At 67.4% G+C, this 25,983-nt stretch carries 24 protein-coding genes; 11 read left to right on the top strand and 13 right to left on the bottom strand.

Going from position 1 to position 25,983, the window contains the following annotated elements:
- Window positions 1-13: 13 nt before the first annotated feature.
- From K2W61_RS05300 to mpl, 13 genes are all read right to left on the bottom strand, one after another.
- Entirely contained in the window at window positions 14-847 is an 834-nt protein-coding gene (locus K2W61_RS05300) for a symmetrical bis(5'-nucleosyl)-tetraphosphatase (RefSeq protein ID WP_175135796.1), read from the bottom strand.
- Window positions 844-2,022 (bottom strand): LPS export ABC transporter permease LptG, encoded by a 1,179-nt coding sequence (gene lptG / locus K2W61_RS05295; RefSeq protein ID WP_175135797.1) that lies wholly within the window; start codon window positions 2,020-2,022, stop codon window positions 844-846. Before lptG ends, K2W61_RS05300 begins: the two co-directional genes overlap by 4 nt.
- Before the next feature lie 91 nt (window positions 2,023-2,113).
- Window positions 2,114-2,848, bottom strand: a complete 735-nt coding sequence (gene mtgA / locus K2W61_RS05290; RefSeq protein WP_175135798.1) for a monofunctional biosynthetic peptidoglycan transglycosylase — start codon at window positions 2,846-2,848, stop codon at window positions 2,114-2,116.
- 4 nt (window positions 2,849-2,852) lie between these two features.
- A complete protein-coding gene (gene aroE, locus K2W61_RS05285; protein ID WP_175135799.1) occupies window positions 2,853-3,716 on the bottom strand; it encodes a shikimate dehydrogenase in 864 nt (287 codons plus the stop codon).
- Window positions 3,713-4,612, bottom strand: coding sequence for a TonB family protein (locus K2W61_RS05280; RefSeq protein WP_175135800.1), 900 nt, complete (start codon window positions 4,610-4,612; stop codon window positions 3,713-3,715). Before K2W61_RS05280 ends, aroE begins: the two co-directional genes overlap by 4 nt.
- Window positions 4,613-4,650: 38 nt before the next feature.
- Entirely contained in the window at window positions 4,651-5,739 is a 1,089-nt protein-coding gene (locus K2W61_RS05275) for an ABC transporter ATP-binding protein (protein ID WP_236755149.1), read from the bottom strand.
- Entirely contained in the window at window positions 5,732-7,510 is a 1,779-nt protein-coding gene (locus tag K2W61_RS05270; RefSeq protein WP_175135802.1) for an ABC transporter permease, read from the bottom strand. Before K2W61_RS05270 ends, K2W61_RS05275 begins: the two co-directional genes overlap by 8 nt.
- A gap of 115 nt (window positions 7,511-7,625) precedes the next feature.
- The gene (locus K2W61_RS05265; protein ID WP_175135968.1) at window positions 7,626-8,723 is read right to left on the bottom strand and encodes an ABC transporter substrate-binding protein; all 1,098 of its coding nucleotides are present in this window, start codon (window positions 8,721-8,723) and stop codon (window positions 7,626-7,628) included.
- 150 nt (window positions 8,724-8,873) lie between these two features.
- Window positions 8,874-11,360: a sensor histidine kinase gene (locus K2W61_RS05260; protein ID WP_236755148.1), complete on the bottom strand. Its 2,487-nt coding sequence runs from the start codon at window positions 11,358-11,360 to the stop codon at window positions 8,874-8,876.
- Entirely contained in the window at window positions 11,347-12,018 is a 672-nt protein-coding gene (locus K2W61_RS05255) for a response regulator transcription factor (protein WP_236755147.1), read from the bottom strand. Before K2W61_RS05255 ends, K2W61_RS05260 begins: the two co-directional genes overlap by 14 nt.
- Before the next feature lie 782 nt (window positions 12,019-12,800).
- Window positions 12,801-14,708, bottom strand: coding sequence for a ribonuclease catalytic domain-containing protein (locus K2W61_RS05250; protein WP_175135860.1), 1,908 nt, complete (start codon window positions 14,706-14,708; stop codon window positions 12,801-12,803).
- A gap of 70 nt (window positions 14,709-14,778) precedes the next feature.
- Window positions 14,779-15,381 (bottom strand): YqiA/YcfP family alpha/beta fold hydrolase, encoded by a 603-nt coding sequence (locus K2W61_RS05245; RefSeq protein WP_175135861.1) that lies wholly within the window; start codon window positions 15,379-15,381, stop codon window positions 14,779-14,781.
- Window positions 15,382-15,431: 50 nt separating this feature from the next.
- The gene (gene mpl, locus K2W61_RS05240; RefSeq protein WP_175135862.1) at window positions 15,432-16,802 is read right to left on the bottom strand and encodes a UDP-N-acetylmuramate:L-alanyl-gamma-D-glutamyl-meso-diaminopimelate ligase; all 1,371 of its coding nucleotides are present in this window, start codon (window positions 16,800-16,802) and stop codon (window positions 15,432-15,434) included.
- A gap of 98 nt (window positions 16,803-16,900) precedes the next feature.
- Here mpl and K2W61_RS05235 point away from each other — a divergent pair, with 98 nt between their 5' ends.
- From K2W61_RS05235 to K2W61_RS05185, 11 genes are all read left to right on the top strand, one after another.
- Complete coding sequence (locus tag K2W61_RS05235) at window positions 16,901-17,431, top strand: TlpA family protein disulfide reductase (RefSeq protein ID WP_175135863.1); 531 nt, start codon at window positions 16,901-16,903, stop codon at window positions 17,429-17,431.
- Between the two features lie 89 nt (window positions 17,432-17,520).
- Window positions 17,521-17,955 carry a type II 3-dehydroquinate dehydratase gene (gene aroQ / locus K2W61_RS05230; RefSeq protein WP_175135864.1) on the top strand — a complete coding sequence of 145 codons (435 nt, stop codon included), beginning with the start codon at window positions 17,521-17,523 and terminating at the stop codon, window positions 17,953-17,955.
- An 88-nt stretch (window positions 17,956-18,043) separates the two neighbouring features.
- Window positions 18,044-18,502 (top strand): acetyl-CoA carboxylase biotin carboxyl carrier protein, encoded by a 459-nt coding sequence (gene accB / locus K2W61_RS05225; RefSeq protein WP_175135865.1) that lies wholly within the window; start codon window positions 18,044-18,046, stop codon window positions 18,500-18,502.
- Between the two features lie 8 nt (window positions 18,503-18,510).
- Complete coding sequence (accC, locus tag K2W61_RS05220; RefSeq protein ID WP_175135866.1) at window positions 18,511-19,857, top strand: acetyl-CoA carboxylase biotin carboxylase subunit; 1,347 nt, start codon at window positions 18,511-18,513, stop codon at window positions 19,855-19,857.
- A gap of 102 nt (window positions 19,858-19,959) precedes the next feature.
- Entirely contained in the window at window positions 19,960-20,886 is a 927-nt protein-coding gene (gene prmA / locus K2W61_RS05215; protein ID WP_175135867.1) for a 50S ribosomal protein L11 methyltransferase, read from the top strand.
- A 20-nt stretch (window positions 20,887-20,906) separates the two neighbouring features.
- On the top strand, window positions 20,907-22,292 hold the full coding sequence (locus K2W61_RS05210) for a DUF3426 domain-containing protein (protein ID WP_236755146.1): 1,386 nt from the start codon (window positions 20,907-20,909) through the stop codon (window positions 22,290-22,292).
- 12 nt (window positions 22,293-22,304) lie between these two features.
- A complete protein-coding gene (locus K2W61_RS05205) occupies window positions 22,305-23,246 on the top strand; it encodes a carbohydrate kinase family protein (protein WP_175134695.1) in 942 nt (313 codons plus the stop codon).
- 207 nt (window positions 23,247-23,453) lie between these two features.
- On the top strand, window positions 23,454-23,957 hold the full coding sequence (locus K2W61_RS05200; RefSeq protein ID WP_175134696.1) for an outer membrane lipoprotein: 504 nt from the start codon (window positions 23,454-23,456) through the stop codon (window positions 23,955-23,957).
- A 419-nt stretch (window positions 23,958-24,376) separates the two neighbouring features.
- Complete coding sequence (locus K2W61_RS05195; RefSeq protein ID WP_175134697.1) at window positions 24,377-24,616, top strand: acyl carrier protein; 240 nt, start codon at window positions 24,377-24,379, stop codon at window positions 24,614-24,616.
- A complete protein-coding gene (locus tag K2W61_RS05190) occupies window positions 24,594-25,772 on the top strand; it encodes a D-alanyl-lipoteichoic acid biosynthesis protein DltD (protein WP_175134698.1) in 1,179 nt (392 codons plus the stop codon). The genes K2W61_RS05195 and K2W61_RS05190 overlap by 23 nt, the downstream gene beginning before the upstream one ends.
- A complete protein-coding gene (locus K2W61_RS05185; protein WP_175134694.1) occupies window positions 25,769-25,978 on the top strand; it encodes a hypothetical protein in 210 nt (69 codons plus the stop codon). Before K2W61_RS05190 ends, K2W61_RS05185 begins: the two co-directional genes overlap by 4 nt.
- Window positions 25,979-25,983: the final 5 nt, after the last annotated feature.

Raw genomic sequence — 25,983 nt, 5'->3', positions numbered from 1 at the left:
GGCGCGCCCGGCGTTACTGGGACAATGGGTCCTGGAACTGCGAACACTTGACCTGCACCAGCTTGTGGTCCTGCAACCGTAGCGCGGTCAAGGCGCCGCCCCACACGCACCCCGTGTCCAGGCAGATCACATCCGGCCGCATCATCAGGCCCAGCGTCGACCAATGGCCGAACACCGTCGTCACATTGCGGGTCGCCCGATTCGGCACGTCGAACCAGGGCACCAGGCCCGCCGGCCAGGCGCCGGGCGCCACCTTGGTGGCGAACTCCATGTGGCCATTCGGCGTGCACAGGCGGATGCGCGTCAGCGCATTGATGATCACCCGCATGCGCTTGCCGCCCTTGTGGTCTTCCTTCCACGTGGCCGGCTCGTTGCCGTACATCTTCTGCAGCGCTTTCTGCCAGTTCGGGCCGCGCAGCGCATCCTGCACTTCGGCGGCCAGCGACAGCGTCTTGGCCACGTCCCACTTGGCCAGCGTGCCCGCGTGCACCATCAGGTGGTTTTGCTCGAAATGCGCCAGCGGGCGCGAGCGCAGCCAGTCGATCAGGTCGGCCGCATCTGGCGCGCGCAGGATCTCGTCGAGCGTGTCGGACTTGGACGGCTTGCGCACCCCCGCGGCGGCCGCCAGCAGGTGCAGGTCATGGTTGCCCAGCACCACCGTGGCGCGCTCGCCCAGGTCGATGATGCGGCGCAGGGTCGCGAGCGACTGCGGGCCGCGGTTGACCAGGTCCCCGGCGAACCAGAAGCGCGATTGCGGGTCGCCGACCAGATCGGGATGGGACAGCAAGCGATCCAGCGGCGAGCAGCAACCTTGCACGTCGCCGATCATCCAGATACTGCCGTTCATGCGGGACTCTTGCTCCAGGGCCAACGTTGTTGGACGATACGGGTGATGGTGTGGCGGTATTCCATGTAGCTCATGGCGCCCAGCGCCAGCGCCATGGCGCCGATGTTCGGCCCCAGGGCGGTAAGCCAGGGCGGCCACTTGCCCAGCATGCCGACGTTCAGGGCCAGCTGGTTGAGCATGAAGAAGCCCACGCCCAGCAGGATGCCGATGAACACCTTGGCGCCCACGCCGCCGCGGCGCGTCTGCATCAGGCCGATGGGGGCGGCGATGGTGATCATCACCAGCAGCGTGAACGGATATGCCAGTTTGCGCCACAAGGCGACGACCTGTCGACCGTATTGCAGCTGGTTGTTGCGCAAATAATCCACATAGTCCAGCAGTGTCACGATCGACATGCGTTCGGGCGTCAGGACCCGGGCCAGCAGGCGTTCGGCGCTCAGGGTGGTGTCGACCGTGCGCTCGGGCACCTTGACCACCACCGCTGGCGGGTTCTTCGGCGGGCGGGCGTCGGCCAGCGCCTCGGCGGCCTTGTCGTCCAGCCGGGTCTCGGACACGTTCTTGAGCACCAGGTCGCCGTGGGCGAACTGGCCGTTGGGCGCGGTCGACAGCACCGACAGGGTCAGGTCTTTCTTGAATTCGTACAGCGTGACGCCGGTGACCTGCCCGTCGCCCTGCAATTCCGCGATGTTGATGATGCGGGTGCCGCCGTCGGCGGTGGGCTCCTTGAACCAGTAGCCGCTGTTCAGGCGGTCGCCGCCGGCCTTGCCGCGGAACATCAGGTTGGCCTCGCCGGACTTCATCTCGGCCCAGGGAGTGACGTATTCGGACAGCAAGGCGGCGCCGATCATCAGCGGCACGGTCACGATCCAGAGCATGCGCAGCAGGCGCATGCCGCTGACCCCCGAGACCCGCAGGATCACCAGTTCGTTGCGTTGCGCCAGGCCGGCCAGCGCCAGGATGGCGCCGATCAGCAGGCCGATGGGCAGCAGGTCGTAGAGACGGGTCGGGATGGCCAGCGCCTGCATGTACAGCAGGGCCATCATGGAGAACTTGTCGCCCACGTTGTCCAGGTCGTCCACCAGCGCGAAGAACGTGAAAAGGCCCAGCAGGGCCAGAAGGACCACTGCGCAAGAGCGATAGATCTCGCGGGCCAGGTAGCGACGTGCGGTACGCATGAAAAAGGGCGAAGAAGCGCTAAACGTGAAAGCTTAACAAATCCGGCCGGCCAGGGTGGGCGGGTGCTTGCCAGCGCGGCCGGCCGGTGTCTCAGGGAATGTCGACCAGCCGCATCCGCCGGGTCAGGGTGTAGACACGGGAATTCAGGTAATTGGAGTTGCGGTGGCTGTCATAGAAGCGGGGATTGGGCAGCATGGCCGCCAGCCGCGCCGACTGGCTGACGCCCAGATTGGCCGCCGGCACGTTGAAATAATGCTTGGCCGCCGCCTGGGCGCCGAACACGCCGGTACCCCATTCCGCAACGTTCAGGTACAGCTCGAGGATGCGTTCCTTGGTCATGACGTGTTCGATCATGTAGGTCAGCACCAGTTCCTGCCCCTTGCGCAGGTAGCTGCGGGAACTGGACAGGAACAGGTTCTTGGCCAATTGCTGCGTGATGGTCGAGCCGCCGCGCATCTTGCTGCGTCCGGCCGCCTCCTGTTTCTGGTTGTATTCCCAGGCCTTGCGGATGGCGTCCCATTCGACGCCGTCATGTTCGGTGAAATTGGAATCCTCGGACGCCACCACCGCCAGTTTCAGGCTGCGGTTGATCCTGTCGTAGGGCACCCACTCGTACTTCAGCTGGAAATCGGGGTTGCCGTCCCGCAGGCGCGCCAGTTCCTCGCGCATGATCGCGCTGCTGCCAGGGTTCTGATAGTTGTACCAGACCACCAGCCCGAACAGCCAGAACTGGTACAGCAAGACCGCGCACGCCAACGCCATCAGCGTGCCCGTGATGATCCGGAACCAGGAGCGGCCCTTGCCGCTCTTGCCGCGCGCGGCCATGGCCTCAGTTCCCGGCCATGAGCGCCTCGCGCAGCGCGGTCAGCACCGGGGCGGGGTCGGGCCGCACGCCGTGCCAGATGAAGAAGCTCTCGGCCGCCTGGCCCACCAGCATGCCGAGGCCGTCGGCGGTGAGGCTGGCGCCGTCTGCCTGGGCCTGGCGCATGAACGCCGTCGGCTGGGCGCCGTACATCATGTCGTAGGCGGCCGCGCCCTCGGCGTACAGGCCGGCCGGCAGATCCGGGGCGGCGTCCTGCAGGCCGCTGGCGGTGGCGTTGATCACCAGGTCCCAGCCGCCGGACCGGACGGCGTCGGCCAGGCCGCCGGCCGTCACCTGGGTCTGCGGCTCCGCGCCGCTCTCGCGCCAGCCTTCGGCCAGTTCGAGGGCGCGGGCGGCGGTGCGGTTGACGATATGGATGCGGGCGCAGCCGGCCTGGGCCAGCGGCTGCAGCACGCCCCGGGCGGCGCCGCCGGCGCCCGCCAGCAGCACCGCGGCGCCGTTCAGGCGCACGCCCAGGCGCAGCAGGTCGGACACCAGGCCGATGCCGTCGGTATTGCAGCCGTGCCAGGCGCCGTCGCGCCACGACAGGGTGTTGACCGCGCCGGCCAGCCGGGCGCGGCTGGACAGATGCGCCGCGGCCAGCGCATAGGCGTCCTGCTTGAACGGTACGGTCACGTTCAGGCCCAGGCCTCCCTCGGCGGCGAAGGCGGCCACGGCCGCCGCGAAGCCGTCCACCGGCGCCAGCAGGCGCTCGTAGCGCAGCGGCTTGCCGGTCTGACGGGAAAACAGCGCATGGATCTGCGGCGAGCGGCTGTGTGCGATGGGATTGCCGATCACGGCATAGCGGGCAAGCGGGGGCGCCTCGGTCATGGGGCTTCGGTTTCCAGGGTGTCGTTGACGAAATGCCAGGTGCGGGTGATGACCAGCACGTCGGTATCGCGCGCGATGTCGGGCGGGAAGGGCGGGAACGGCGCGGCCAGTTGCACGATGCGGCGCGCGGCCTGGTTCAGCACCGCGTGGGGCGAGGGCTGGTCGATTTCGACATTGGCGATGCTGCCGTCGGCGCGCACCGATACGGTGATGCGCAGCGAGCCATAGATGCGGCCGCGCGCCTCGTCCGGATAGTGCTGGGTGCCGACGGTTTCGATGCGGGTGCGCCAGGCATCCAGGTAGGCGGCATAGCGCGAGGCCGCAGCCGAGGGCGCCACGAACTGCTTGCGCGGCTCGGCGCTGTACTGCTGGACCTTGGCCGCCAGCGCCGCGATCTGGGCATTCTGGATGACGCTGGCCTGGTCTTCGGCATCCTGGCCGGGCTCGTTGCCCTCGGGCCAGGGGTTGACGGCCTGGCGCTCGGCGCCGGTCTTGTCGGCCGCCCGCAGCTGGGTCATCAGGCGGGCCTGTTCCGCTTCAAGTTGGACCTGGCGCCGCCGCATGGCCTCCAGCACGATGGTTTCGGCCGAGGCGCCGGTCTGGGGCAGCGGCGTGGTGGACAGGCCGCGTTCGGCATTGCCGCCGCCGCTCATCTGGTTCTGCGCCTGGGCGCGCGGCGTGTCGGGCGGGGTCTCGCTGCGCGCGTTCAGCAGCACGATTTCCAGGCTGGCGGCGGGCGGGCGCGACAGGGCCGGCGCGCCGAAGCGCCACGCCAGCGCGCCGGCGTGCACCAACAGCGAAATCGCGATGCCGATACGCAGGTAGTGCTGGGCGGGCGCGGCCAGCCACCGCAGCGGCCGGCTCAGCGGGGAGGGGGAGTCAGCGAGGCGTTGCACGCACGCATTGTAGAGCCACTCCGCCCGCCGCCGTCACCTTACCTGGACGGGCGCGCGAACACCCAGACCTTGCTGGCGGGCAAGGCCAGGCGGCAGAGCGCGGGTTCGCGTCCCTCGGGGCCGTAGGCGCGCAGCGCCAGGGTGTCGGCCGGGTCCGCGTCGGGGGTGCGGAACAGGTATTCCCAGCGGTCGCCCAGGTACATGCTGGTCAGGAGCGGCATGTCGATATGGTTGCCGTCCGGATCGTCCGCCAGGCGCACCTGTTCGACCCGGATCACGGCGGTGGCGTCCTGGCCGGCGGCCAGGCCCTCGCCCGCCTTGCCCCACAGCGCCCAGCCGCGGCCCTCGATGCGGGCGCGGCCATCGCGCACCTCGGTGACCTTGCCGTCCAGGCGGTTGTTGCTGCCCATGAATTCGGCGGTGAACAGCGTCGATGGCGAGCCGTACATCTCCTGCGGCGTGCCCTGCTGCTCGATCTTGCCGTTGTTCAGCAGCAGGATTCGGTCCGAAATCGCCATGGCTTCGCTCTGGTCATGCGTCACCATCAATGCCGACAGGCCCAGGCGGATGATCAGTTCGCGCAGGAAGGCGCGGGCTTCCTCGCGCAGCTTGGCGTCCAGGTTGGACAGCGGCTCGTCCAGCAGGATCACCGGCGGGCTATACACCAGGGCGCGGCCGATGGCCACGCGCTGTTGCTGTCCGCCGGACAGCGCATGCGGATGGCGCTGGCCGAGCTTGCCCAGGCCGAGCTGGTCCAGCACCGCCTGCACGCGTTCGCGCACTTCGCCGGACGGCACCTTGCGCAGCTTGAGCGGGTAGGCGACGTTGTCGAAAACGGTCTTGTGCGGCCATAGCGCATACGACTGGAACACCAGGCCCAGGTTGCGTTCCTCGGCCGGGATCTCGGTGCGGGCGGCGCCGTCGTACACGGTGCGCTCGCCGATGGTGATGCGGCCGCGCTTGGGCCCTTCCAGGCCGGCCACGGCGCGCAGCAGGGTGGTCTTGCCGCTGCCCGAAGGGCCCAGCAGCGATACCACTTCACCCTGGCGCAACTGCATCGACACGCCCTTGAGCACCGGGTTGTCGCCGTAATCCAGGTGCAGGTCTTCTACAGAAAGCTCAATCATGAAGTTTGACTCCGAATCGCAGGGCGATACCCAGGCCGATCACGACCAGAACGATATTGATGAAGGAAAGCGCGGCCACGATGTCGATGGCGCCCGAGGCCCACAGCGACACCAGCATGGAGCCGATGGTCTCGGTGCCGGGCGACAGCAGGTAGACGCCGGTGGAGTATTCGCGCTCGAAAATCAGGAACATCAGCAGCCACGAGCCGATCAGGCCATACTTGGCCAGCGGCACCGTGACGTGGCGCGTGACCTGGCCGCGGCGCGCGCCGGCGCTGCGGGCGGCCTCTTCCAGCTCGGGGCCGACCTGCAGCAGCGTCGAGGAGATCAGCCGCAGGCCGTAGGCCATCCATACCACCGTGTAGGCCAGCCACACGCTGAAGATGGTGCTGCGCATGGCGCGCAGCCATTCGACGAAGTTCTCGCGCAGCCATTCCGCGAACGGCAGGCCCGACAGCCAGCCGCCCAGGTCGGCGTCGAGCGCGTTGTCCAGCCACATCGGCACGAACAGGAATACCCACAGGAACGCCAGCCCCGCCAGCAGGCCAGGCACGGCGCGCGGCACCAGCACGCTGTAGTCCATGAAGCGCGTGACGTTGTCCGGCTTGCGGTGCATGGCCAGGCCGACGAAGGTATAGCAGGTCACCGCCAGCGCGCCGCCGAACACGCCAATGGCCACCGAGTTGACGATCGCGCGCATCAGGTTGGGCTGCGAGAACACGGTGCGGAACGCGTCCAGCGACAGCACGTCGAACAACGACACGCCCAGGCCCCAGTTGGACACGAACGCGCGCAGCAGCACGCCCAGCAGCGGCACCACGATGGCGACCAGCAGCCAGAACGCCACCACCGCGCCGGCGACCCAGCGCCATTTGCCCAGCGGCAGCGGACGCGCGCGCGACGCCTTGCCCTTGACGGTGACAAAGCGGTTGGCGGTGCGCATCAGGCGGCGCTGCAACATGACCAGCGGGATCGTCATGCAGATCAGCACCACGGCCACCGCGGCCATCAAGTGGTACGACGGAATCCCGAGCTTGTTGGTCAGCTTGTACAGATACGTCGCCAGCACCAGGTTGCCCTCGGGGTCTCCCAGCACCAGCACCAGGCCGAACACCTCCAGGCCCAGGAAGAACAGCAGCACGGTGGCATACAGCATGGCCGGCCGCACCATGGGCAGGCTCACCGACATCATCACGCGCAGCGGCGAGGCGCCGCTGACGCGCGCCGCCTCCTCGACGTCCGAGCCCATGCTGCGCAGCGCCGACGAGATGTACAGGTAGGCATGCGGCACGTGCGTCAGGCCGGCGATGATGACGATGCTGGTCAGCGAATACACATTCCAGGGCACGAAGCCGAGGAGGCTCTGCACCCAGGCCGAGAAGAAGCCCACCGGACCCGCCGCCACCACGTAACCGAAGCCCAGCACCATCGGCGAGACGAAGATCGGCACCAGGATCAGCGGCTCGATCCAGCGCCGTCCCGGCAGATCGGTCCGGATCATCAGGAACGCCAGCATGCCCCCCAGCGGGATGGCGATGATGGCCAGCCCGAACGCCAGGATGAAGCCGCTTTTCAGTGCCTTGTAGAAATCGGGGTCCGCGAAGATGAAGCGGAACGCGTCCAGGCTGAAGACCTTGGACGGCGAAAAGAAGGGCGCGGAGAGAAAGCTCTGGATGATGATGAACGACAGCGGCACGTAGATGGCCAAGGCTGTGATCAGCACCACCACGCCGCGCGGCAGGGACTGCCATTTTCTGCGCAATGACTGCATGGGGAAATCCTGTTGTCTCGATAGGCGCGGACAGCGTCCGTCGGCCCCGCGCGCCCGCCCGCCTGCCGGCGGCGCACGGGGCGGCAAGCCCCCCGCGCGCCACGGGCGCTCAGGCTTACTTGCCGGTGGCGGCGCGCCAGTCCTTGATGAACTGCAGGCGCTTGTTCTGCTCCAGGTAGTCCAGCAGCGTTTCGTTGACCGGGATCGGCTTGAGCGAGGCGCCCAGCTTCTTGGTCATGCCGTCAACGTCGTTGTCGCCGTCGATGTCGTCACGGACCGAGGCCAGGTCGGCCTGGTTGGCCATGATTTCCTGGCCCTTGCGCGACAGCAGGTAGTCCATCCACAGCTTGGCGGCGTTGCGGTGCTTGGCCTTCTTGCTGATGAACGCCACGCGCGACAGCACCAGCGCGTAGTCGGTGGGATAGGCCACGCCCAGCGAGGGATCGGTCTTGGCGCGGGTCTCGGCGTACGAACCCAGGATGTTGTAGCCAATCAGGTTTTCGCCCGAGGACACGCGTTCCATCATGGTGCCGGTGGACGATTGCACCACCAGTCCGCCCTTGGCGATGTCCTTGAGCGTTTCGAAGTACTTGGGATCGTTGTTCTTGTCCTGTACCGCCAGCATGAAGCCGACCGCCGATTTCTCGATGTCGTAGGTGGTGACCTTGTTCTTGAACTTGTCCGGCTGGCTGGCGATCAGCTTGGCCAGGGCGCCGTGCGTGGTCGGCACTTCGTTGGCGGGCACCAGGCGCTTGTTGTAGATGAATACCGCCGGTTCGTAGGTGGTGCCGTAGGCCGAGTCCTTCCATACCGCCCAGGCCGGCAGCTTGGACACCTCGGGCGATTTGTATTTCAGCGCGTAGTCGGTGGCCAGCTTGAGGGCCGAGTCCATCGACGAGCTCCAGACGATGTCGCCGCTGCTGCCGCCCGCGGCCTGCTCGCTGATGTAGCGGTTGTACAGCTCGGTGCTGTTCATGTCGTTGTATTCGACCTTGACGCCGGGATACATCGCCTCGAAGCCCTTGATGATGGGGCCGGCGGCCTTGGTGTCGGTGGTCGAGTAGATCACGACCTTGCCTTCCTTCTTGGCTCCGTCGAGGATCTTCTGGTAGTCGGCCGGATAACCGGCGGGAACCTGCTGGGCGTGGGCGCTACCGGCGGCGATGGCGAACGCAGCGGCGCAGGCGGCCGCCAGTCTGGACTTGGCAAGCATGTCTTGTCTCCGTTTGGAATAGGTATCGACAGGCGCGGGAGCCTGCTTGGCACCCATCTTAGGATTCGGTGTCTGTCGTCGTCCTGTCATGGCGCGGCAGTGGGGATAGGGGTAATCCCGCTGTCCGGGCGCGGGCCGGCCGAGGCGGCGCTACGGCCGTTCGGGCGTGTCGGTGACCAGCCGGATCCAGTTCTGCACGAAGCGCGAGTGGCGCCGCTGGTCCAATCCCACCAGCAGCGCCGGCGACAGCACCACCGGCTGCACGATGCCCTGCGAGCGCGCCAGCACCGCTTCCGAGGTCCAGCGGCCGGGCGTGTCTTCCATGATCGAACCCAGCGCCGCATGGCTCGACGCCACCTGCTGGCCGGCCGGCGACAGCAGCCAATCGACCAGGGCGCGGCCCAGGTCCGGGTGGGGCGCGCGCCGCGCGATCAGCACCGAGCGCGCCAGCACCAGCACATAGTCCTGCGGGAACACCACGCCGATCTTCGCGCCCGCCGCCTGGCGCGACAGGGCATACGAACCGAGGACGTTGTAGCCCAGGTCAATTTCGTCGTTTTCGATGGCGTCCAGCAGCTCGGCGCTGGTGGCCGACAACCGCACGCCGACCTGGCCGAAGGCGTTGGCCAGGCCCCAGAAGTTCGACGACACCAGTTCGTCCTGCTCGGCCATCAGGTAGCCCACGCTGCTGCGCGAGATGTCGTAGGTGCCGACGCGTCCGTGCAGCCGCGCGCGATCGTGCTCCAGCGTGCGCAGCAGGTCCTGGCGCGAACGCGGCACGGTGGCCTCGGTGTAGCGCTTGGGGTTGTAGACGATCACCGCCGGCTCGAAGGTGAAGCCGTAGACCTCGTCGCGCCACACCGCCCACGATGGCAGCCTGGCCGCGTACGGCGACGCATAACGCTGCGCGTAGCCGTCGTTGGCCAGGCGGATCTGCAGGTCCGAGGCCGAACTCATCAGCACGTCCACGTCCTTGAGCCGGTCCTCGATGGCGGCCTCGTACAGTTCGCGGCTGCCCATCTCGCGGTACACCACGGTCACGTCGGGCCGCTGTGCCTGGAAGCCGAGGATCAGCGGCGCCACCACCGGGGTGTCGGTGGGGCCGGCGATGGTCAGCACGCGCGATGACGGCTGCGGCGCCGGGTAGCGGGTGACGATCTGCGCGTTTTCCGCCGCCCGCGCCGCGCCGGGGGGCGCGCCCAGCAACACCAGCGCCGCGCCGGCCGCGGCCAGCCAGGCGGCCATTGCGCGGCCGGCGCGCTGGCGCGCCAGCGGCAGGATGACGCGCGCCGACAGGCCGCCGCCGGGCCGGTCTTGCAGCCACAGCGAGCCGCCATGCGCCACGGCCACCGAGCGCACGATGGCCAGGCCCAGGCCCGAGCCCGGCAGCGATTCACCGGTGCGGCCGCGGGTGAAACGCTGCTGCACCGCATCCTTTTCGTCGTCGGCGATGCCCGGCCCGCGGTCGGACACTGTCAAGGCCACCCGGTAGCCTGCCACGGGCGTGGCCTGGATATCGACGGTGCCCTGCGGCGCGTAGCGCAGGGCGTTGTCCACCAGGTTGCGCAGCATCTCCCGCAACGCCACGCGATCGCCGGCGATGCGGGCGCGCCGCACGGCCGGCGCGATGTCGATACGCAGGCGCCTTGCCTCCAGCGGGCCGATGCGGCGGCGGGTTTCGTTGATGGTCTCGGCCACGCCCACCAGCGCGCGCGCGCCCTTGCCCAGGCGATGGGTGATCGTGGCGTCCATCAGCAACTGATTGATGAGCTGGCTGGCGTGGGTGGCATTCTGGTGGATGCGGCCGAGGCGCTCGTGCAGGCGCTGGGGATCGGTTTCATCCAGCGCCACTTCGGCCTGCGCGCGCAGCGAGGCCAGCGGCGTACGCACCTGGTGGGCGGCATCGGCGACCAGGGTATTGAGGGTGTCCATGATGCCCGACAGGCGTTGCATGAAAGCGTTCAGGGCCTCGACCAGGCGCCGCACCTCGGTGGGCACGGGCGTGACCAGCGGCGCCAGGTCGTCCGGCGCCCGCTGCCGCAATTCGCCCTCGACCACCGCCAGCGGCGCGAAGGCGCGCTGCACGCCGAACCATAGCAGGCCCAGCGCCACCAGCGACACCACAATCAGCGGCAGCACGCTGCGGCCCAGGATTTCATCGGCCAGTGCCTCGCGCGATCCCAGCGTTTCCGCCACCCGCACGGTGACCCAGCCGGCGTGCTGGCTGGCCGACACCAGCCGGCCGACGGTGGCGACACGCACCGGCTCATCGTGATAGCGCAGATAGGTGAAGACCGGCGTGGCCGATTGCGCCAGCGGCAGGCCGGGGGCCAGATCGGCGTAGCCGGTAATCAGCCGGCCATTGGAGGCGCGGGCTTCATAGAACACCCGTTCGCTGCCCGACAGCATGGCCAGGGACGAGACCGGTGGTTCGACAGTGACGCCGTTGTCCTCGATCTGCACGGAGCCGGCAATGGTCAGCGCCGACGCCGCCAGCAGCCGGTCGAAGGCCTGCTCGGCCGCGCGTTGGGCATAGCCGCGCAGGAAGAACACCAGGCCGATCAGGGCGCAGGCCAGCAGCGCCGCGCCCAGCGTGAAGACGCGGCGGCGGATGGAGAAGCTCTCAGGCGGGCTCATGGCTGCGGGCCTGGTAGCCGACGCCGCGCACGGTGACGATATCGATGGACGCGCCCGCCAGCTTCTTGCGCAGGCGCGAGATCAGCAGTTCCAGCGCGTTGAGCGAACCGTCGTCCAGGTCGAACAGCTGGTTCATGAGCCGTTCCTTGGCGACCGTCTGGCCCAGTTTTCCCAGCAGGATCTCCAGCAGGCGGAATTCGCGCCGGCCCAGTTCCAGTGGCGCGCCGGCCAGCATGACGTGGCGGTTGGCCAGGTCCAGGCTCAGGTTGCCGTAGGTGGTGATACTGCTGGTCTGCCCGGCGGGGCGCCGCAGCAGGGCCCGCAGGCGGGCTTCGAGTTCACGCAGGTCGAAGGGCTTGACGAGGTAGTCGTCGGCGCCCAGGTCGAGCATGTCGATCTTGTCTTCGATCTCGGAACGCGCGGTCATGACGAGCACGGGCGCGTCCAGCCCGGCGGCGCGCAGTTCGCGGATGACGCTGAAGCCATCCTTGCCGGGCAGGTTGATGTCCAGCACCAGGGCATCCCAGGTCTCGTCCCGGCCCCAGCGCAGCGCGGCGATGCCATCACGCACCCATTGCACGCTGTGGCCCGCCGAGCGCAGCTTGCTTTCCACGGCATCGCCCAGGTCGAGGTTGTCCTCGACCAGCAGAATGCGCATGTCCGTCCTCCGAAATTTGATTTGTGATTTTTCTCGGGAGTTTAACGGGAGGTTTTGATGCTGTCGCGGCGGGGGGATGGGTTCTTTTGGCCGCCCGTGGCGTCGGCGGCCGGTGGGCGCGGGGCTACGATTGCGGTCCGGAGCGTTCGCTCCGGACTGCCCCTGCGTCAACCTCGTACGCCTGCGGCTCCCTACGGTTTCCCTCGGGCGCATCTACACGCCCCGCGCCCACCGGCCGCCGACGCCACGGGCTGCAGCATGATCATTTCACCGGCGCGGGGGCGAATCGAGTGCTTGGCGTTTTGGTGAGATAGTCAAGTGGAGCGGAAAATCTTGCGGGGCCGCCAAAACCGGCCGCGCGGGCGGCCTTCTTTGGCATTTGGGGAGAGGTCGGGCGAGAAGCGGAGGAATCGGTGAGGCAAGGCCGGCGGTGCTCCGTTTGGAAGAATCCGGGATGCATCGGGCGTTCTTTCCCGTGGAGAGGATCAGCGATGCATCGGGTGTTCTTCCTCGTGGAAGGATCAGCGGTGCATCGCCAGACATCTTCCCCGTCAGCCGTTCTTCCCTGGCATCAGGCGCGCGCTAAGTCCGTCATGCGCAAGCCACCCTCCACCGCGCGCCGCCCACACTCTCCCCCGACCGGACGGCGCCCCAAGCAAGCAACCCGCCACCCGCGCGCAGCGCCAACACGCCAAGCCAAGATACCGCGTAAGTTGCGGGCGGCCTAAGAAAGACCACCCCGCCGCCAGCAGAAACAGCCTAACGACAAGCCAAACGCCGCCCTAAGCAGCAGCCTCTTCAGCCGCCGGCCCCACCTGCCCCACATACCGGCAATCCAGCTCCAGCGACAACTCATCCATCCCCAGGATCTCCACCTCCACCGCCGTCCCGCGTTCCAGCTCGGGCATCCCCCCGATCCGGGTGACGAGCGGGCAGTTGGCGAAGCGCACCAGGTCTTCGCGCAGCACGTGCGCCACGGTGCGGGTGATGTGGTGCTGCTTCAGCCAGCGCAGGCACCAGTAGCGCTCCATCGCGCTCTGGAACTCGGCCCAGGCCGCGTACTGCGCATCGAAGGCGCCGATGATCGCGAACAGGTCCGCGTCGCGCGGCTTGAAGGGGGCCACCAGGCGCGCCGAGACGCCGTGCTCGACCGCGGCGATCAGCTGCCACTGGTTCACCAGGTCCACATAGCGGCGCAGCGGCGACGTGCTCCAGGCATATTGCGGCACGCCGATGGCTTCGTGCGGCAGTGCCTGGGTGCTCATGCGGACGCGGCCGGCCTGTTGCGAGCGGTAGATGCCCGGCACGCCGTGCTGGTGCAGCAGGCCGCCCCACAGGTTGTTGGCCAGGATCATGTATTCGGCCACCATCCGGTCCAGCGGCGCGTTGCGCTGGCGCGGCACCAGCCGCACCGGGGTGTCGGGATCGTCGGGGTCACCGTCCAGGTAGAAGCTGTATTCCACCCGCGAATTGTTCTCGGGCTTGCCGCGCACGTTCTCGCGCTGCGCCGACAGCGCCTGCGCCAGCTTCCACAGCGGGCGCAGCCAGTGGCCGTAGGGCAGGTCGGCGGAGGTGTCGTTCAGGCTTGCTTCGGTGACCTGCGCGTCGAGCATGTTGTGGCGCAGGTTCTCGCGCACCACCACGCGCTCCAGGCGCGTGTCGGATTCGATGATCTCGCCGGTTTCCGGATTGGCCACCACGTACAGCGACAGCACCGGCACCTCGCGGCCGGCGTCCAACGAGAACGCCTTGATCACGTTGTCGGGCTGCATCGGGATCTTGTCGCCCGGCATGTAGACGGTCGACAGGCGGGCGCGCGCCAGCTTGTCGAACTCGCTGTCGCGCGTCACGCTCAGGCCGGGCACGGCCACGTGGATGCCGACGCGCAGGTTGCCGTCGGCCAGCGTCGAGACCGACAGGGCGTCGTCGATTTCCGTGGTGGTGATGTCGTCGACCGAATAGATCTCGGCGTCGGACAGCGGCAGTTCGCGGTCGATCGGCGGCAGTTCCAGTTCGGGGAACGCCAGGCCGCGCGGGAAGTTCACCGCCAGGAAGCGGCGCTTGTGCAGCGCCAGCGCGTGCGGCCAGGCGCCCAGTTCCAGCAGCAGGCGGTCAGGGCTCTTGCCGAGCTTGGCGCAGGCGGCGTCCAGCGCCTTCCATTGCTGTGAATTCTTGTCGGGCCGGATCAGCAGCGATTCGGCGGCCTGGGCGATGGGTTCGGGCAAGCGGCCGGCGGCCATCTCGTCGACCCATTCCTGCTGCTGCTCGGCCTGGCGCTGCTTTTTCTCCAGCGCGGCCAGGGCGGCGGCCAGGATGTCGGGCGGGGCCGGGCGATAGCGGCCCTTGCCGCGGCGGTGAAAATAGGCGGGCGCGCCGTGCAGGCGCATCAGCAGCGCGGCCTGCTCGACCGGGGTGGGGGCGTGGCCGAAGTAATCGGCCGCCAGCGCGGGCGAATCGAATTCTTCCTGGGGCGCGCATTCCCACAGGAATTGCAGGTCCAGGGTCTCGGCCAGGGCGGCCGCCTGGCTCATCAGCGCGGCCGGTTCGGGCGCGGCGAAATTGAACAGCGTGTTGGCGCGCTTGATCTTGCTGCGCTTGCCCGATTCCGACTCCACCTGCAGGCTGGCGTCGGTTTCGGACAGGATATGGCCGGCCTTGAAGCTGCCGTCGTCTTCGTAAAACACATACATGGTGAGGGTCGTCCTGGGCGGCGCGTGAGCGCCGCCTTGCGCAGCGATATATATATAAGAGTGTAGTGAGTTATCTGGGGTCGGTCGGCGTGGCGCCAAGGGCGAACGCCAGCACCTCCGGCATCCAGTCGGCGAAATCGGACAGGCCATGATCGCTGCCTTGCACGATGCGCTGGCGGCAGCCTGCGTAGCGATCGCGCATTTCGCGCCAGTCCAGCACCTCGTCGCCGGTCGCCGCCACCAGGAAATACCGTTCCGGCTGGCTGATGCGGCTGACGTGCAGGGCGGACAGTTCCGCCACATATTCCGGCAGAAACATGAAGGGCGCGTCGGAATGATACATGCGGTGCTCGCCCACCTGGGTCGCCAGGTCGCGCGCGGCCTCGACCGCGGGATTGAGCAGCACCGCCTTGCAACCGAGCTGCTCGGCCAGCCAGGTGGCGTAGAAACCGCCCAGCGACGAGCCGATCACGGTCAGCGCGCGCGGGTCGGCGGCGCCGGCCAACTGCTGGCCGGCGATGCGCAGCGCCAGGTCGATGGCCTGGCGCGGGCTGGCCGGCAACTGCGGGCAGGCCCAGTCGCCTGCCAGACCGCGGGCGGCCATGGCGTCGGCCATCATGCGGGCCTTGAATGAGGCCGGCGAGGAACGAAAGCCGTGCAGGTAAAGGATCATTGCGTGCCTTTCCGATCGGTCGGCCTGGGTCGCGGGCGGAGGCGCCCGCCTCAGCCGCGCGCCTCCAGGGCGGCCAGCAGCTTGCCGTGGATGCCGCCAAAGCCGCCGTTGCTCATCACCAGCACCTGGTCGCCCGGCAGGGCGGCCTGGGTGACGGCTGCCACCAGGGCATCGATGTCATCGTAACTGGAAGCGCGCTCGCCCAGAGGCGCCAGCACCTCGGCCGGGTTCCAGCCCAGCGCATGTTTGCCGGCGCGGGCGCCGAAGCAGAACACCAGGTCGGCATCGCGCAGGGAGTCCGGCAGGCGCGCGGCCATGGCGCCCAGCTTCATGGTGTTGGAGCGCGGTTCCAGCACCGCCAGGATGCGCGCCGGGCCCACCTGGCGGCGCAGGCCTTCCAGGGTGGTGGCGATGGCGGTGGGGTGGTGCGCGAAATCGTCGTAGACCTTGACGCCATTGACCGTGCCGCGCAGCTCCATCCGGCGCTTCACGCCGCCGAAACGGCTCAGCGCCTCGACGCCCTCGGCGGCCGGCACGCCGGCGTGATCGGCCGCGGCCAGCGCGGCCAGGGCATTCATGCGGTTGTGTTCCCCGCTCAGGGTCCAGCGAACCGTGCCGACGGCGATGCCGTCGCGGCGCACCGCAAAGGCGCCGTCGGCGTCGGGCGTGCCGGCTTGCCAGGCGCCATCGGCGCCGAACGTGACGGTTTCAGACCAGCATCCGCGCGCAATCACGCGATCCAGGGCGTCAGCGTGCGCCGGGCGGATGATGCGGCCGGTTCCCGGGATGGTGCGCACCAGGTGATGGAATTGCGTTTCGATGGCCGCCAGATCGGGAAAGATATCGGCGTGATCGTATTCCAGGTTGTTCAGGATGGCGGTGCGCGGCCGGTAGTGGACGAACTTCGAGCGCTTGTCGAAGAACGCCGTGTCGTACTCGTCCGCCTCGATCACGAAGGGACGCCGCGCCGGGTCATAGCGTGCCGATACATGCAGATCGGTGGCCACGCCGCCGATCAGGAAGTTGGGCGCCAGGCCCGCGGCTTCCAGGATCCAGGCCAGCATCGAACTGGTGGTGGTCTTGCCGTGGGTGCCGGCCACGGCCAGCACGTGGGCGCCAGGCAGGATGTTGTCGCCCAGCCACTGCGGGCCGGACACATAGCGCGCGCCCGATTCCAGGATGGCTTCCATCAGGGGGTTGCCACGGCTGACGACATTGCCGATGACGTACAGGTCCGGCTTGAGCGCCATCTGTTCCGGACCGAAGCCTTCGATCAGTTCGATTCCCTGTTCGGACAACTGGGTGCTCATGGGCGGGTAGACGCCCGCATCGCAGCCCGTGACCTTGTGGCCGGCGGCGCGCGCGATCAGCGCCAGGCCGCCCATGAACGTACCGCAGATGCCAAGAATGTGCAGATGCATTGAAAACTCTCCTGCCCCGCATTGTATAGATAGGCGGCGGTCATGCCGGCGCGCCGGCGCTTGCGGCGCAAACCGGCCGCAGCGGTTATGATCGCGCCATGAATCGACGCCTACTCCTTTCCGCCGCCGTGGCCGTGGCCGCCACGGTCGCGGGTGGCTACACCTTGCTGGGCCGAAACAAGCCGCAGCCGGCGGCGCCCGCCGCCGAGGATCCCGTCGCCGCCCTGATACAGATGAAATTGCCCGACCTGAACGGCGCGACGCAGTCGCTGGCCGGCTGGAAAGGCCAACCCATCGTGGTCAATTTCTGGGCCACCTGGTGCGCGCCCTGCGTCAGGGAAATGCCCGAACTCGACGCTTTGCAGAAAAAACACCCGCAGGTTCGCTTTGTCGGCATCGGGGTCGATTCAGCGTCCAACATGCAAAAATTTGTCGAGAAAGTACAGGTTTCCTATCCCTTGTGGGTGATGGGCGCCGGGGCGGTCGATACCCTGCGCAAACTCGGAAACCCGAGCGGCGGCTTGCCATTTACTATTGTTTTCAATGCAGATGGCAGCATTAACCGGAAGATATTGGGTGAAATCCAACCGGATGACCTGAGCCAGACACTCTCTGGTTTTAAGGCGTAAGTCTGTTGGACAAATAGTAGGAATTGGCGTAAAAAGCTGGTTTATCGGCTGTTTTGCCAACAATTGGCAATCCACTCATTGGCAAGCGCATGGCGCAAAACATACTGGTATTGCATGGCCCGAACCTGAACCTGCTCGGCACCCGGGAACCTCATATCTACGGCAGCCTCACGCTGTCTCAGATCAACGAGGGCCTGGAGCGGCTGGCCGGTGAATTGGGCGCCACGCTGAACGCGTGGCAAGGCAATCATGAAGGCGCGCTGGTTGACCGCATTCAGGCGGCCCGGCAAGACGGCACCGATTTCATCATCATCAACGCGGCGGCATATACGCACACCAGCGTCGCGATTCGCGATGCGCTGGCCGGGGTCGCGATCCCATTTATTGAAGTACATTTGTCCAACCTGTATAAGCGAGAGCCCTTCAGGCATCACTCATATCTGTCCGACTTGGCGGTGGGCCTCATCAGCGGCCTGGGCGCGGACGGTTACGAAGCGGCTCTGCGTTACGCAGTGCGGCATTGATCTCGCATCAACTCTCAGCTTTTACATCTTATATGGCGCGGACCCGGACACCGGGGCGTTGCCGACACTATCTCGGGAAGCAGCTTCTATGGACCTTCGAAAACTCAAAACCCTGATCGACCTGGTGGCTGAATCGGGCATCGCCGAGCTGGAAATCACTGAAGGCGAAGGCAAGGTTCGCATCGTCAAGTTCTCGCAGACCCTGCAGCCGGTGGCCTACCACCAGCCGGAAGCCGGCGCCGCCGCCGCGCCGGTCGCGCCTGCTGCCCCGGCCGCGCCGGCCGCGCCGGCCGAGGCCGCCCCGGTGGTGCAGGGCCACGTGGTCAAGGCGCCGATGGTCGGCACCTTCTATCGCTCGCCGAATCCGGGCGCCGCGCCGTTCATCGACGTCGGCCAGTCGGTCAAGGAAGGCGATCCGCTGTGCATCATTGAAGCCATGAAGCTGCTCAATGAAATCGAAGCCGACAAGTCCGGCGTCATCAAAGAAATCCTGGTCGAGAACGGCGAGCCCGTCGAGTACGGCCAACCCCTGTTCGTCATTGGCTGATAGCTGAAATGTTCGAAAAAATCCTGATCGCCAATCGGGGCGAAATCGCCCTGCGCATTCAGCGCGCCTGCCGCGAGCTGGGCATCAAGACCGTGGTGGTGCACTCCGAGGCCGACCGCGAAGCCAAGTACGTGCGCCTGGCCGATGAATCCGTGTGCATAGGGCCTGCGCCGTCGCGTGAGAGCTACCTCAACATGCCGGCCATCATTTCGGCGGCCGAAGTCACGGATTCCGAGGCAATCCACCCGGGTTACGGGTTCTTGTCCGAAAATGCCGACTTCGCCGATCGCGTCGAAAAGAGCGGCTTCGTGTTCATCGGCCCGCGCCCCGACACTATCCGCCTGATGGGCGACAAGGTCAGCGCCAAGCGCGCCATGATCGAAGCCGGCGTGCCGGTGGTGCCGGGCTCCGAGGGCGCGTTGCCCGACGATCCGCAGGAAATCATCCGTGTTGCGCGCGAAGTCGGCTATCCGGTCATCATCAAGGCCGCCGGCGGCGGTGGTGGCCGTGGCATGCGCGTGGTGTACACCGAGGCCGCGTTGCTGAACGCCGTCACCATGACGCGTTCGGAAGCGGGCGCCGCGTTCAACAACCCGGAAGTCTATATGGAGAAGTTCCTCGAGAACCCGCGCCATGTGGAAATCCAGGTGCTGGCCGACGGCGGTCGCAACGCCGTCTGGCTGGGCGAGCGCGACTGCTCCATGCAGCGCCGCCACCAGAAGGTCATCGAGGAAGCGCCGGCCCCGGGCATCGCGCGCCGCCTGATCGAGCGCATCGGCGACCGCTGTGCCGACGCCTGCCGCAAGATGGGCTACCGCGGCGCCGGCACGTTCGAGTTCCTGTATGAAAATGGCGAGTTCTATTTCATCGAAATGAACACCCGCATCCAGGTCGAACACCCGGTCACCGAGCTGATCACCGGCATCGACCTGGTGCAGCAGCAGATCCTGATCGCCGCCGGCGAGAAGTTCACGCTGCGCCAGCGCGACATCACCTTCAAGGGCCATGCGATCGAGTGCCGCATCAACGCCGAGGATCCGTTCCGCTTCGTGCCCAGCCCCGGCCGCATCACCAACTGGCACACGCCGGGCGGCCCGGGCGTGCGCATCGATTCGCATGCGTTCAACGGCTATTTCGTGCCGCCGAACTATGATTCGATGATCGCCAAGGTCATCACCTACGGCGATACGCGCGACCAGGCCCTGGCGCGCATGCGCACGGCGCTGTCGGAAATGGTGGTGGAAGGCATTTCCACCAATATCCCGCTGCACCGCGAACTGCTGCAGGATGCCCGCTTCGTCGAAGGCGGCACCAGCATCCACTACCTGGAAAACAAGCTGGCCCAGCGTCCCTGATCAGCCGATAGCAGGGGGGCCTCGGCCCCCTTTTTACTGCCTTAACCGGCCACCCGGGCCGCGGCGCATGCCGCGGCCCGTTGGCCAGATGGAAGAATCATCATGCGTGAACTCGTGCTCCACTGCCAGGAGGCGCAAGCCGAAGCCCTGTCCGACGCGCTGCTGGAAGCGGGCGTGCTGTCGGTGTCGGTCGAGGACGCCGACCTGGGCACCGACGACGAGCGTCCGCTGTTCGGCGAGCCGGGCACCGAGCCCGACGTGCAGGCCTGGGAACGCAACCGCGTCGTGGCCCTGCTGCCGGACGGAGCCGATCCCGCGCAGATCATGGAAGAAGCCGCCGCGGCCGGCGAACTCGATCCCGCCTTGTTCGCCGGCTGGAGCCTGCGCGACGTGCCGGACGCCGACTGGGTGCGCCTGACGCAATCGCAGTTCGGTCCCATCCACATCGCCGAACGTCTCTGGATCGTGCCCAGCTGGCACCGCGACAGCCCGGACGTGCCGGGCCTGGAAACCGCCGCGGCCGAGGACGGGGCCATCCATATCGAACTCGACCCGGGCCTGGCTTTCGGCACCGGCAGCCATCCGACCACGCACCTGTGCCTGGCCTGGCTCGAAGCCGAACTGCCCCGCGGCGCGACGCTGCTGGACTATGGCTGCGGCTCGGGCATCCTGGCGATTGCCGCGCGCAAGCTGGGCGCCGGCCCCACCCAGGCGGTCGACATCGACGCCCAGGCGGTGCAGAGCACGGTCTTCAACGCCGAGGTCAACCACGTCGAATTGCAGGCCATGCTGCCCGACGGCCTGGCCGAGGGCACCTTCGAGGTGGTCGTGGCCAACATCCTGTCCAACCCGCTCAAGGTGCTGGCCCCGATGCTGGCCGGCCGGGTGGCCGCGGGCGGCCACCTGGTGTTGTCCGGCGTGCTGGAGCGGCAGGCCGAGGAAGTGGCCGCCGCCTACGCGCCCTGGATCGCCATGTCGGTCTGGCGCGCCCGCGACGGCTGGGTCTGCCTGCACGGCCAGAAGGCCTGAGTTTTTCGCCGGATCGCGCCATGGCCCTGACCACCCGTTGCCCGCAATGCGGTACGTCATTCAAGGTGGTGCCCGACCAGCTTCGGGTCCGCAATGGCCTGGTGCGCTGCGGCGCCTGCGCCACCGTGTTCGACGGCCGCGCCTGCCTGCTGCCGGCGACGGGCGTACCGGCGGCTGACGTTCCCAAGCCGGCCGCCGTCACGCCACAGATCCCGCCCGCGCCCGCCGAACCGCCGGCCAGCGCGGTGCCGCAGGCGATCGCCGCGCCGGTGCTGGCGCCGTCGCCGGACGCGCCCGCGCCATCCGTCGGCGAGGCGCCGCCAGCGCAGCGTGCGTCCGCCGAGCCGCGCGCCGTGGCCCCGTGGGACGACCTGCCCGCGGCCCCGGGCGCACCGGAGAGCGCCGCTCATCGCGCCGCCGCGCCGGCGCCTGCCGCCCCTGCCGTGCCGCCCGCCGTGCTGCGCGGCCGCGAGGATATCCGGCGGCGCATCGAACCGGACGCCGTGCTGGCGCAAGAGGGCGACGACGACGAGGACGAAAACGAAGACCTGGACCGCTACGACGAAGCATCGCGGCCTGACCCCGCGCCACCCTGGCAAGCGCCCGCCGGGCCGCGCGACGAGCCCCTCGTGGCGGTGCGCGACAGCGCGCGCCGGGACGCGCCGCGCAGCCCCCGTCCGGCCGAGCCGGTGTTCGTGGTGCCTGAATCCCCCCGGCCTGGGCAACCCGGCCACGGCGAGGGCGCCGGTGGATACCGCCATCATGACGATCGGGATGACGACGGCCCGCGCGACCACGACGATGGCGGGGCCGAGCCGATCCTGGGCGACCTGCGCACGCGCTACTCCAGCGCCACCGATGTCGGCCGCGCGCCGCCCGAATTCCTCGACCAGGATCGCCAGGAGCGACGTGGCCTGCTGCGCAGGCTGTGGGGCTATGCCTGCCTGGCCGGGTTGCTCGCGCTGGGCCTGCAACTGCTGTATGTGTATCGCATCGACCTGGCCAATTCGGTGCCGGTCCTGCGGCCCGCGCTCGAAGCCGCCTGCCAGCCGCTGGGCTGCACGGTCGGTTATGCGCGCCGCCTCGAACGCATCGCCATCTCGTCGTCATCGCTGCAGCCGCCCGCCGGTGCGGCTGCCATTGATGACGGCCGCACGCGGCTGGTGCTGAACCTGGTGCTGCGCAACCGCTACGACAAGCCGCAGCACTGGCCGGCGCTGGTGCTGGACCTGACTGATTTGTCGGATACCGTGGTGGTGCGGCGGGTGCTGATGCCCGAGAATTACCTCACGCCCGAGCAATTGCGGGGCCCGTTCGAACCGGCGGGCGAACTGAAGATCTCCGTGCCGATTGAAGTGACAGGCGTTCAAGTCAACGGCTACCAACTCGACAAATTCTTTCCCTGAAGGATGACATTCATGGCACCTCCTGTCCTGATCTGCGGTTCGATGGCGTTCGACACCATCGCGGTGTTCGAAGGCCGTTTCAAAGAGCACATCATGGCCGATCGCATCCAATCCCTGAGCGTGTCGTTCCTGGTGCCCAGCATGCGCAAGGAATACGGCGGTTGTTCGGGCAACATCGCCTACAACCTGAATCTGCTGGGCGGCCATCCGGTGCCGGTGGCCACCGTGGGCGAGGATGCCGGCGAATACCTCGAACGCCTGACCGAACTGGGCATCGACGTCAGCCGCGTCAAGGTAGTGCCCGGCACCTTCACCGCGCAGTGCTTCATCACCACCGACCTGGACGACAGTCAGATCGCCGCCTTCCACCCGGGCGCCATGTCATTCTCGGCCAGCAACGACCTGAGCGATGCCAAGGCCGCCTGGGGCATCGTCGCCCCGGACGCCAAGGAAGGCATGTTCGCCCACGCCGAGCGCCTGCACCAGCGCGGCATTCCCTTCATCTTCGACCTGGGCCAGGCCATGCCGCTGTTCGACGGCGCCGACCTGGAACGCATGCTGGGCCTGGCACAGGTCCTGACCGTCAACGATTACGAAGCCGGCGTGGTCGAGCAGCGCACCGGCCGCAGCGTGGCCGAGATCGCGACCCGGCTGCAGGCCGTGGTCGTCACGCGCGGCGCCGAAGGCGCCACGTTGCTCACGGAAGGCAAGACCATCCAGATCGAACCCGTGCGCGCCGCGCAGGTAGTCGACCCCACTGGCTGCGGCGATGCCCAGCGCGGCGGCCTGCTCTACGGCCTGACCAGCGGCTGGAGCTGGGAAGACAGCTGCCGCCTGGGCAATGTCATGGGCGCCATCAAGATTGCCTCGCGCGGCCCGCAGAACCATGCGCCTTCGCGCGCCGAGATCGACGCCGTGCTGCACGCCACCTATGGCATCCGCCTGCCTGCCTGATTCCTCATCCAGGTTTCTCGGGAACCCGGGCATGCCGGCATGGTCGAAATGCCGTCGCGCAACCGGCTACGATTTTTCCATCGTGGCCGCGTTGTCAGCCGCTTTTCTGCCCGTGGCGGGGCGTTTCAGTGTGTTGCACGTTAGGCTGTCGCCCTGCCAGGGCGGAGTATGATCAGAGCGTCGGCAATGCCCGATCGAGGAGTCCAAATGAACCAAAGCAAAACCTTTTCCTTGTTGACGCCGCGTACCGGCCGATGGCTGGCCGTGGCGGCCGTCGTGACCTCGATGGCTGTCCTGGGCGGTTGTGCCAATCGCAGTGCCTCCAGCGGCGTGTATAGCTACGACCAGGCGCAACGCGAACAGATCGTCCGCACGGGTACCGTGACGGGCGTGCGTCCCATCGTCATCCAGAACGACAAGTCCAGCGGCGCCGGCCTGCTGGCCGGAGGGGCCTTGGGTGGCGTGGCAGGTAACGCCATCGGCGGCGGCACGGGCCGCACCATCGCCACGGTGGGCGGCGCCATTCTCGGCGCCCTGGCCGGCAATGCCGTGGAAAATCAGGTTGGCAAGAATTCCGGCTACGAAATCACGGTGCGGCTGGATAACGGTGAAACCCGCGTCGTCGCGCAGGAAGCGGATGTGCCCATCAGCGTGGGCCAGCGTGTGCAGGTCATCAGCGGCGCCGGCCCGACCCGCGTCACGCCGATGTGACCCTGCCGTCTCCCTGGCTGCGGCCAGCACCGAAAAGCCCGCCTCGCGCGGGCTTTTTTTTTTGCCCGCGTGCGGGGCTTGCCCCCCTGGGGCAAGACGCAGGGCGGGGTGGCCTGGCCTGGCCGGAATCTGTCGCTCGGCCGCAACGCGGCTCCGGGTGTTTACCCGCAAGCGTTACGTTTCCCAGCCTTTTATGGCGATTTGGCGCGCAAGTTTCATGGCGATTCGACGTTTGCAATGCCATGATTGCACCCGTGCCCGGCGCCGCAGCGTGATTTTGATGTAACCAAGTGCATCGTCTTGGTAATCTCTGGTGCCGTAGCCGTCAGTCGATTTTCAGCTGTTTTCCGTATACTCGCCGTCCTGAACTCGGGGCGGGGAGGATTTTGCCGACGAGGCAATGTAACGTCGTACCATCTATGCACACCGAGCAAGAACTCCACACCAAGATCGGCGCGATCGTCGAGTCGATCGTCATGAAGAAAGTCACTCCCGATACGCAACTGATTGCCTCCGGCCTGGTCGATTCGCTCGCCGCGGTGGATATCACGCTGGCGGTCGAGGCGGAGTACGGCTGCAGCATCCCGGCTCCCGAGATCGCGGAGCACCTGCAGTCGGTACGCGCGCTCGCCGGCTATGTCGCTGCCAATCTTTCGTAACCCCCGCCTGCTGTCCCATGTCGCGGCCGCGACCACCGCGGTGGCGCTGGCATATGGGGCATTTTGCGGCGCGGACGACCTGCTGTCGCGCGTCGTCCGCCCGGTTTCGACGGCGCCGGCGTCCAGCAGCAATTATCTGCCGAATCTGGGGCCGGACTGGGGCACCCAGCACGTCAACCTCAACCGCCTGGGCAATGCGCTCAGCGACGGCACCCTGGTAGTGCTGGGTTCGTCCGAACTGTCCAGCCACGACCTGCGCTTTGTGCCCTATCGCTTCTTTCCCGAGGAGTTGAAGGTGCCGACGCTGGCCTATGGGCACGCGATGTTCCAGTCTTATGGCATCGTCAGCGTGCTGGAATCGGTGGCGGACTCGCTGACCCCCAATACTCGCCTGGTGATCATGGTGTCGCCGGCCTGGTTCGCCTCCGGCGGCCAACTGCCGCGCAGCGCGTTTGCCGAGCACGTCACCGGGCCGGTCTGGGACCGGCTGTGGGACAAGCCCAGCACGCGCGAGCAGATGCAGAACTGGATCAGCGACAACGCCAATTGGGGCCTGTTGTGGTTGATCGCCAACGGCCAGGTCGCCGAGCTCAAGGACAAGCTGTCGCTATGGTGGAACGCGCGCAAGGAACCCGCGCCCGATCGCCCGCGCAGCAAGCTGTCGGTGCCCGCGCACCGTTTCGTGACGTGGCCGTCGTCGGCGCGGCTCAACCCCGGCCAGTGGTCGCGGCTGACGCACGAGGCGCGCGTGGTGGAACACCAGCTCGGCGGCAACAACCCCTACGACGTGCGCGACGACTACTACAAGCAATACCTGGCGCCGCTGTATTCCCCGGCCCGCAACGAGTTTGCCAACGTCGATCCGCTCACCCGCACCGAGCTGGGTGACTTGTCGCGTGTCATGGCCCTGCTGCAACGGCGCAAGGTCAAGGCCTACTTCGTGATCCAGCCGTTCAATCCCAAGCTCATCCTGGACGTCGAGCGTTTCGACCCGGTGGTGGCCGCCATCACCGGCATGTGCCAACGCTATCAGATGGGGTGCCTGGACTTGTACAGCATTCCCTTCGAGCCAGGCATGGTGCGCGACGACATGCACCTGGCCGAGCTCGGCTGGGCGCTGGCGGACCAAGGCATTGCGGAGTACTTTTCCCGATGAAACTCTCTCACGAAGCCGACGCGGCGCAGGGCGACGCCGGCGAAGGCCGGATGGCCCGCAAGGCGGCTGCCCGGGCCTGGGGCCGTCGCTTTCTCTGGCATCTCTGCCTGTATGTCGGGGTGATCCTGGTGTTCGTGCTGCAGGCGCAGCCCACCACGGGCGGCGGCGGACCGATCAAGGTCGAATTCCAATACCAACAGTTCTGACCGCA

The organism is Achromobacter pulmonis, assembly GCF_021733725.1.
Classification (GTDB): domain Bacteria; phylum Pseudomonadota; class Gammaproteobacteria; order Burkholderiales; family Burkholderiaceae_B; genus Achromobacter; species Achromobacter pulmonis.
The sequence above is the reverse complement of the archived record's forward strand: the minus strand, read 5'-3'. Positions and strand labels throughout refer to the sequence as shown.

Bases quoted from the DNA above. Each gene is read 5' to 3' on its own strand.
- aroQ (WP_175135864.1), top strand. From the start codon at position 17,521: ATGGCGCAAAACATACTGGTATTGCATGGCCCGAACCTGAACCTGCTC.
- K2W61_RS05275 (WP_236755149.1), bottom strand. From the start codon at position 5,739: ATGATTGAGCTTTCTGTAGAAGACCTGCACCTGGATTACGGCGACAAC.
- K2W61_RS05235 (WP_175135863.1), top strand. From the start codon at position 16,901: ATGAATCGACGCCTACTCCTTTCCGCCGCCGTGGCCGTGGCCGCCACG.
- K2W61_RS05250 (WP_175135860.1), bottom strand. From the start codon at position 14,708: ATGTATGTGTTTTACGAAGACGACGGCAGCTTCAAGGCCGGCCATATC.
- K2W61_RS05190 (WP_175134698.1), top strand. From the start codon at position 24,594: ATGTCGCTGCCAATCTTTCGTAACCCCCGCCTGCTGTCCCATGTCGCG.
- K2W61_RS05205 (WP_175134695.1), top strand. From the start codon at position 22,305: ATGGCACCTCCTGTCCTGATCTGCGGTTCGATGGCGTTCGACACCATC.
- K2W61_RS05270 (WP_175135802.1), bottom strand. From the start codon at position 7,510: ATGCAGTCATTGCGCAGAAAATGGCAGTCCCTGCCGCGCGGCGTGGTG.
- K2W61_RS05195 (WP_175134697.1), top strand. From the start codon at position 24,377: ATGCACACCGAGCAAGAACTCCACACCAAGATCGGCGCGATCGTCGAG.
- mpl (WP_175135862.1), bottom strand. From the start codon at position 16,802: ATGCATCTGCACATTCTTGGCATCTGCGGTACGTTCATGGGCGGCCTG.
- K2W61_RS05210 (WP_236755146.1), top strand. From the start codon at position 20,907: ATGGCCCTGACCACCCGTTGCCCGCAATGCGGTACGTCATTCAAGGTG.
- K2W61_RS05260 (WP_236755148.1), bottom strand. From the start codon at position 11,360: ATGAGCCCGCCTGAGAGCTTCTCCATCCGCCGCCGCGTCTTCACGCTG.
- mtgA (WP_175135798.1), bottom strand. From the start codon at position 2,848: ATGGCCGCGCGCGGCAAGAGCGGCAAGGGCCGCTCCTGGTTCCGGATC.
- aroE (WP_175135799.1), bottom strand. From the start codon at position 3,716: ATGACCGAGGCGCCCCCGCTTGCCCGCTATGCCGTGATCGGCAATCCC.
- K2W61_RS05300 (WP_175135796.1), bottom strand. From the start codon at position 847: ATGAACGGCAGTATCTGGATGATCGGCGACGTGCAAGGTTGCTGCTCG.
- K2W61_RS05255 (WP_236755147.1), bottom strand. From the start codon at position 12,018: ATGCGCATTCTGCTGGTCGAGGACAACCTCGACCTGGGCGATGCCGTG.
- accB (WP_175135865.1), top strand. From the start codon at position 18,044: ATGGACCTTCGAAAACTCAAAACCCTGATCGACCTGGTGGCTGAATCG.
- K2W61_RS05265 (WP_175135968.1), bottom strand. From the start codon at position 8,723: ATGCTTGCCAAGTCCAGACTGGCGGCCGCCTGCGCCGCTGCGTTCGCC.
- lptG (WP_175135797.1), bottom strand. From the start codon at position 2,022: ATGCGTACCGCACGTCGCTACCTGGCCCGCGAGATCTATCGCTCTTGC.
- K2W61_RS05200 (WP_175134696.1), top strand. From the start codon at position 23,454: ATGAACCAAAGCAAAACCTTTTCCTTGTTGACGCCGCGTACCGGCCGA.
- K2W61_RS05185 (WP_175134694.1), top strand. From the start codon at position 25,769: ATGAAACTCTCTCACGAAGCCGACGCGGCGCAGGGCGACGCCGGCGAA.
- K2W61_RS05245 (WP_175135861.1), bottom strand. From the start codon at position 15,381: ATGATCCTTTACCTGCACGGCTTTCGTTCCTCGCCGGCCTCATTCAAG.
- prmA (WP_175135867.1), top strand. From the start codon at position 19,960: ATGCGTGAACTCGTGCTCCACTGCCAGGAGGCGCAAGCCGAAGCCCTG.
- accC (WP_175135866.1), top strand. From the start codon at position 18,511: ATGTTCGAAAAAATCCTGATCGCCAATCGGGGCGAAATCGCCCTGCGC.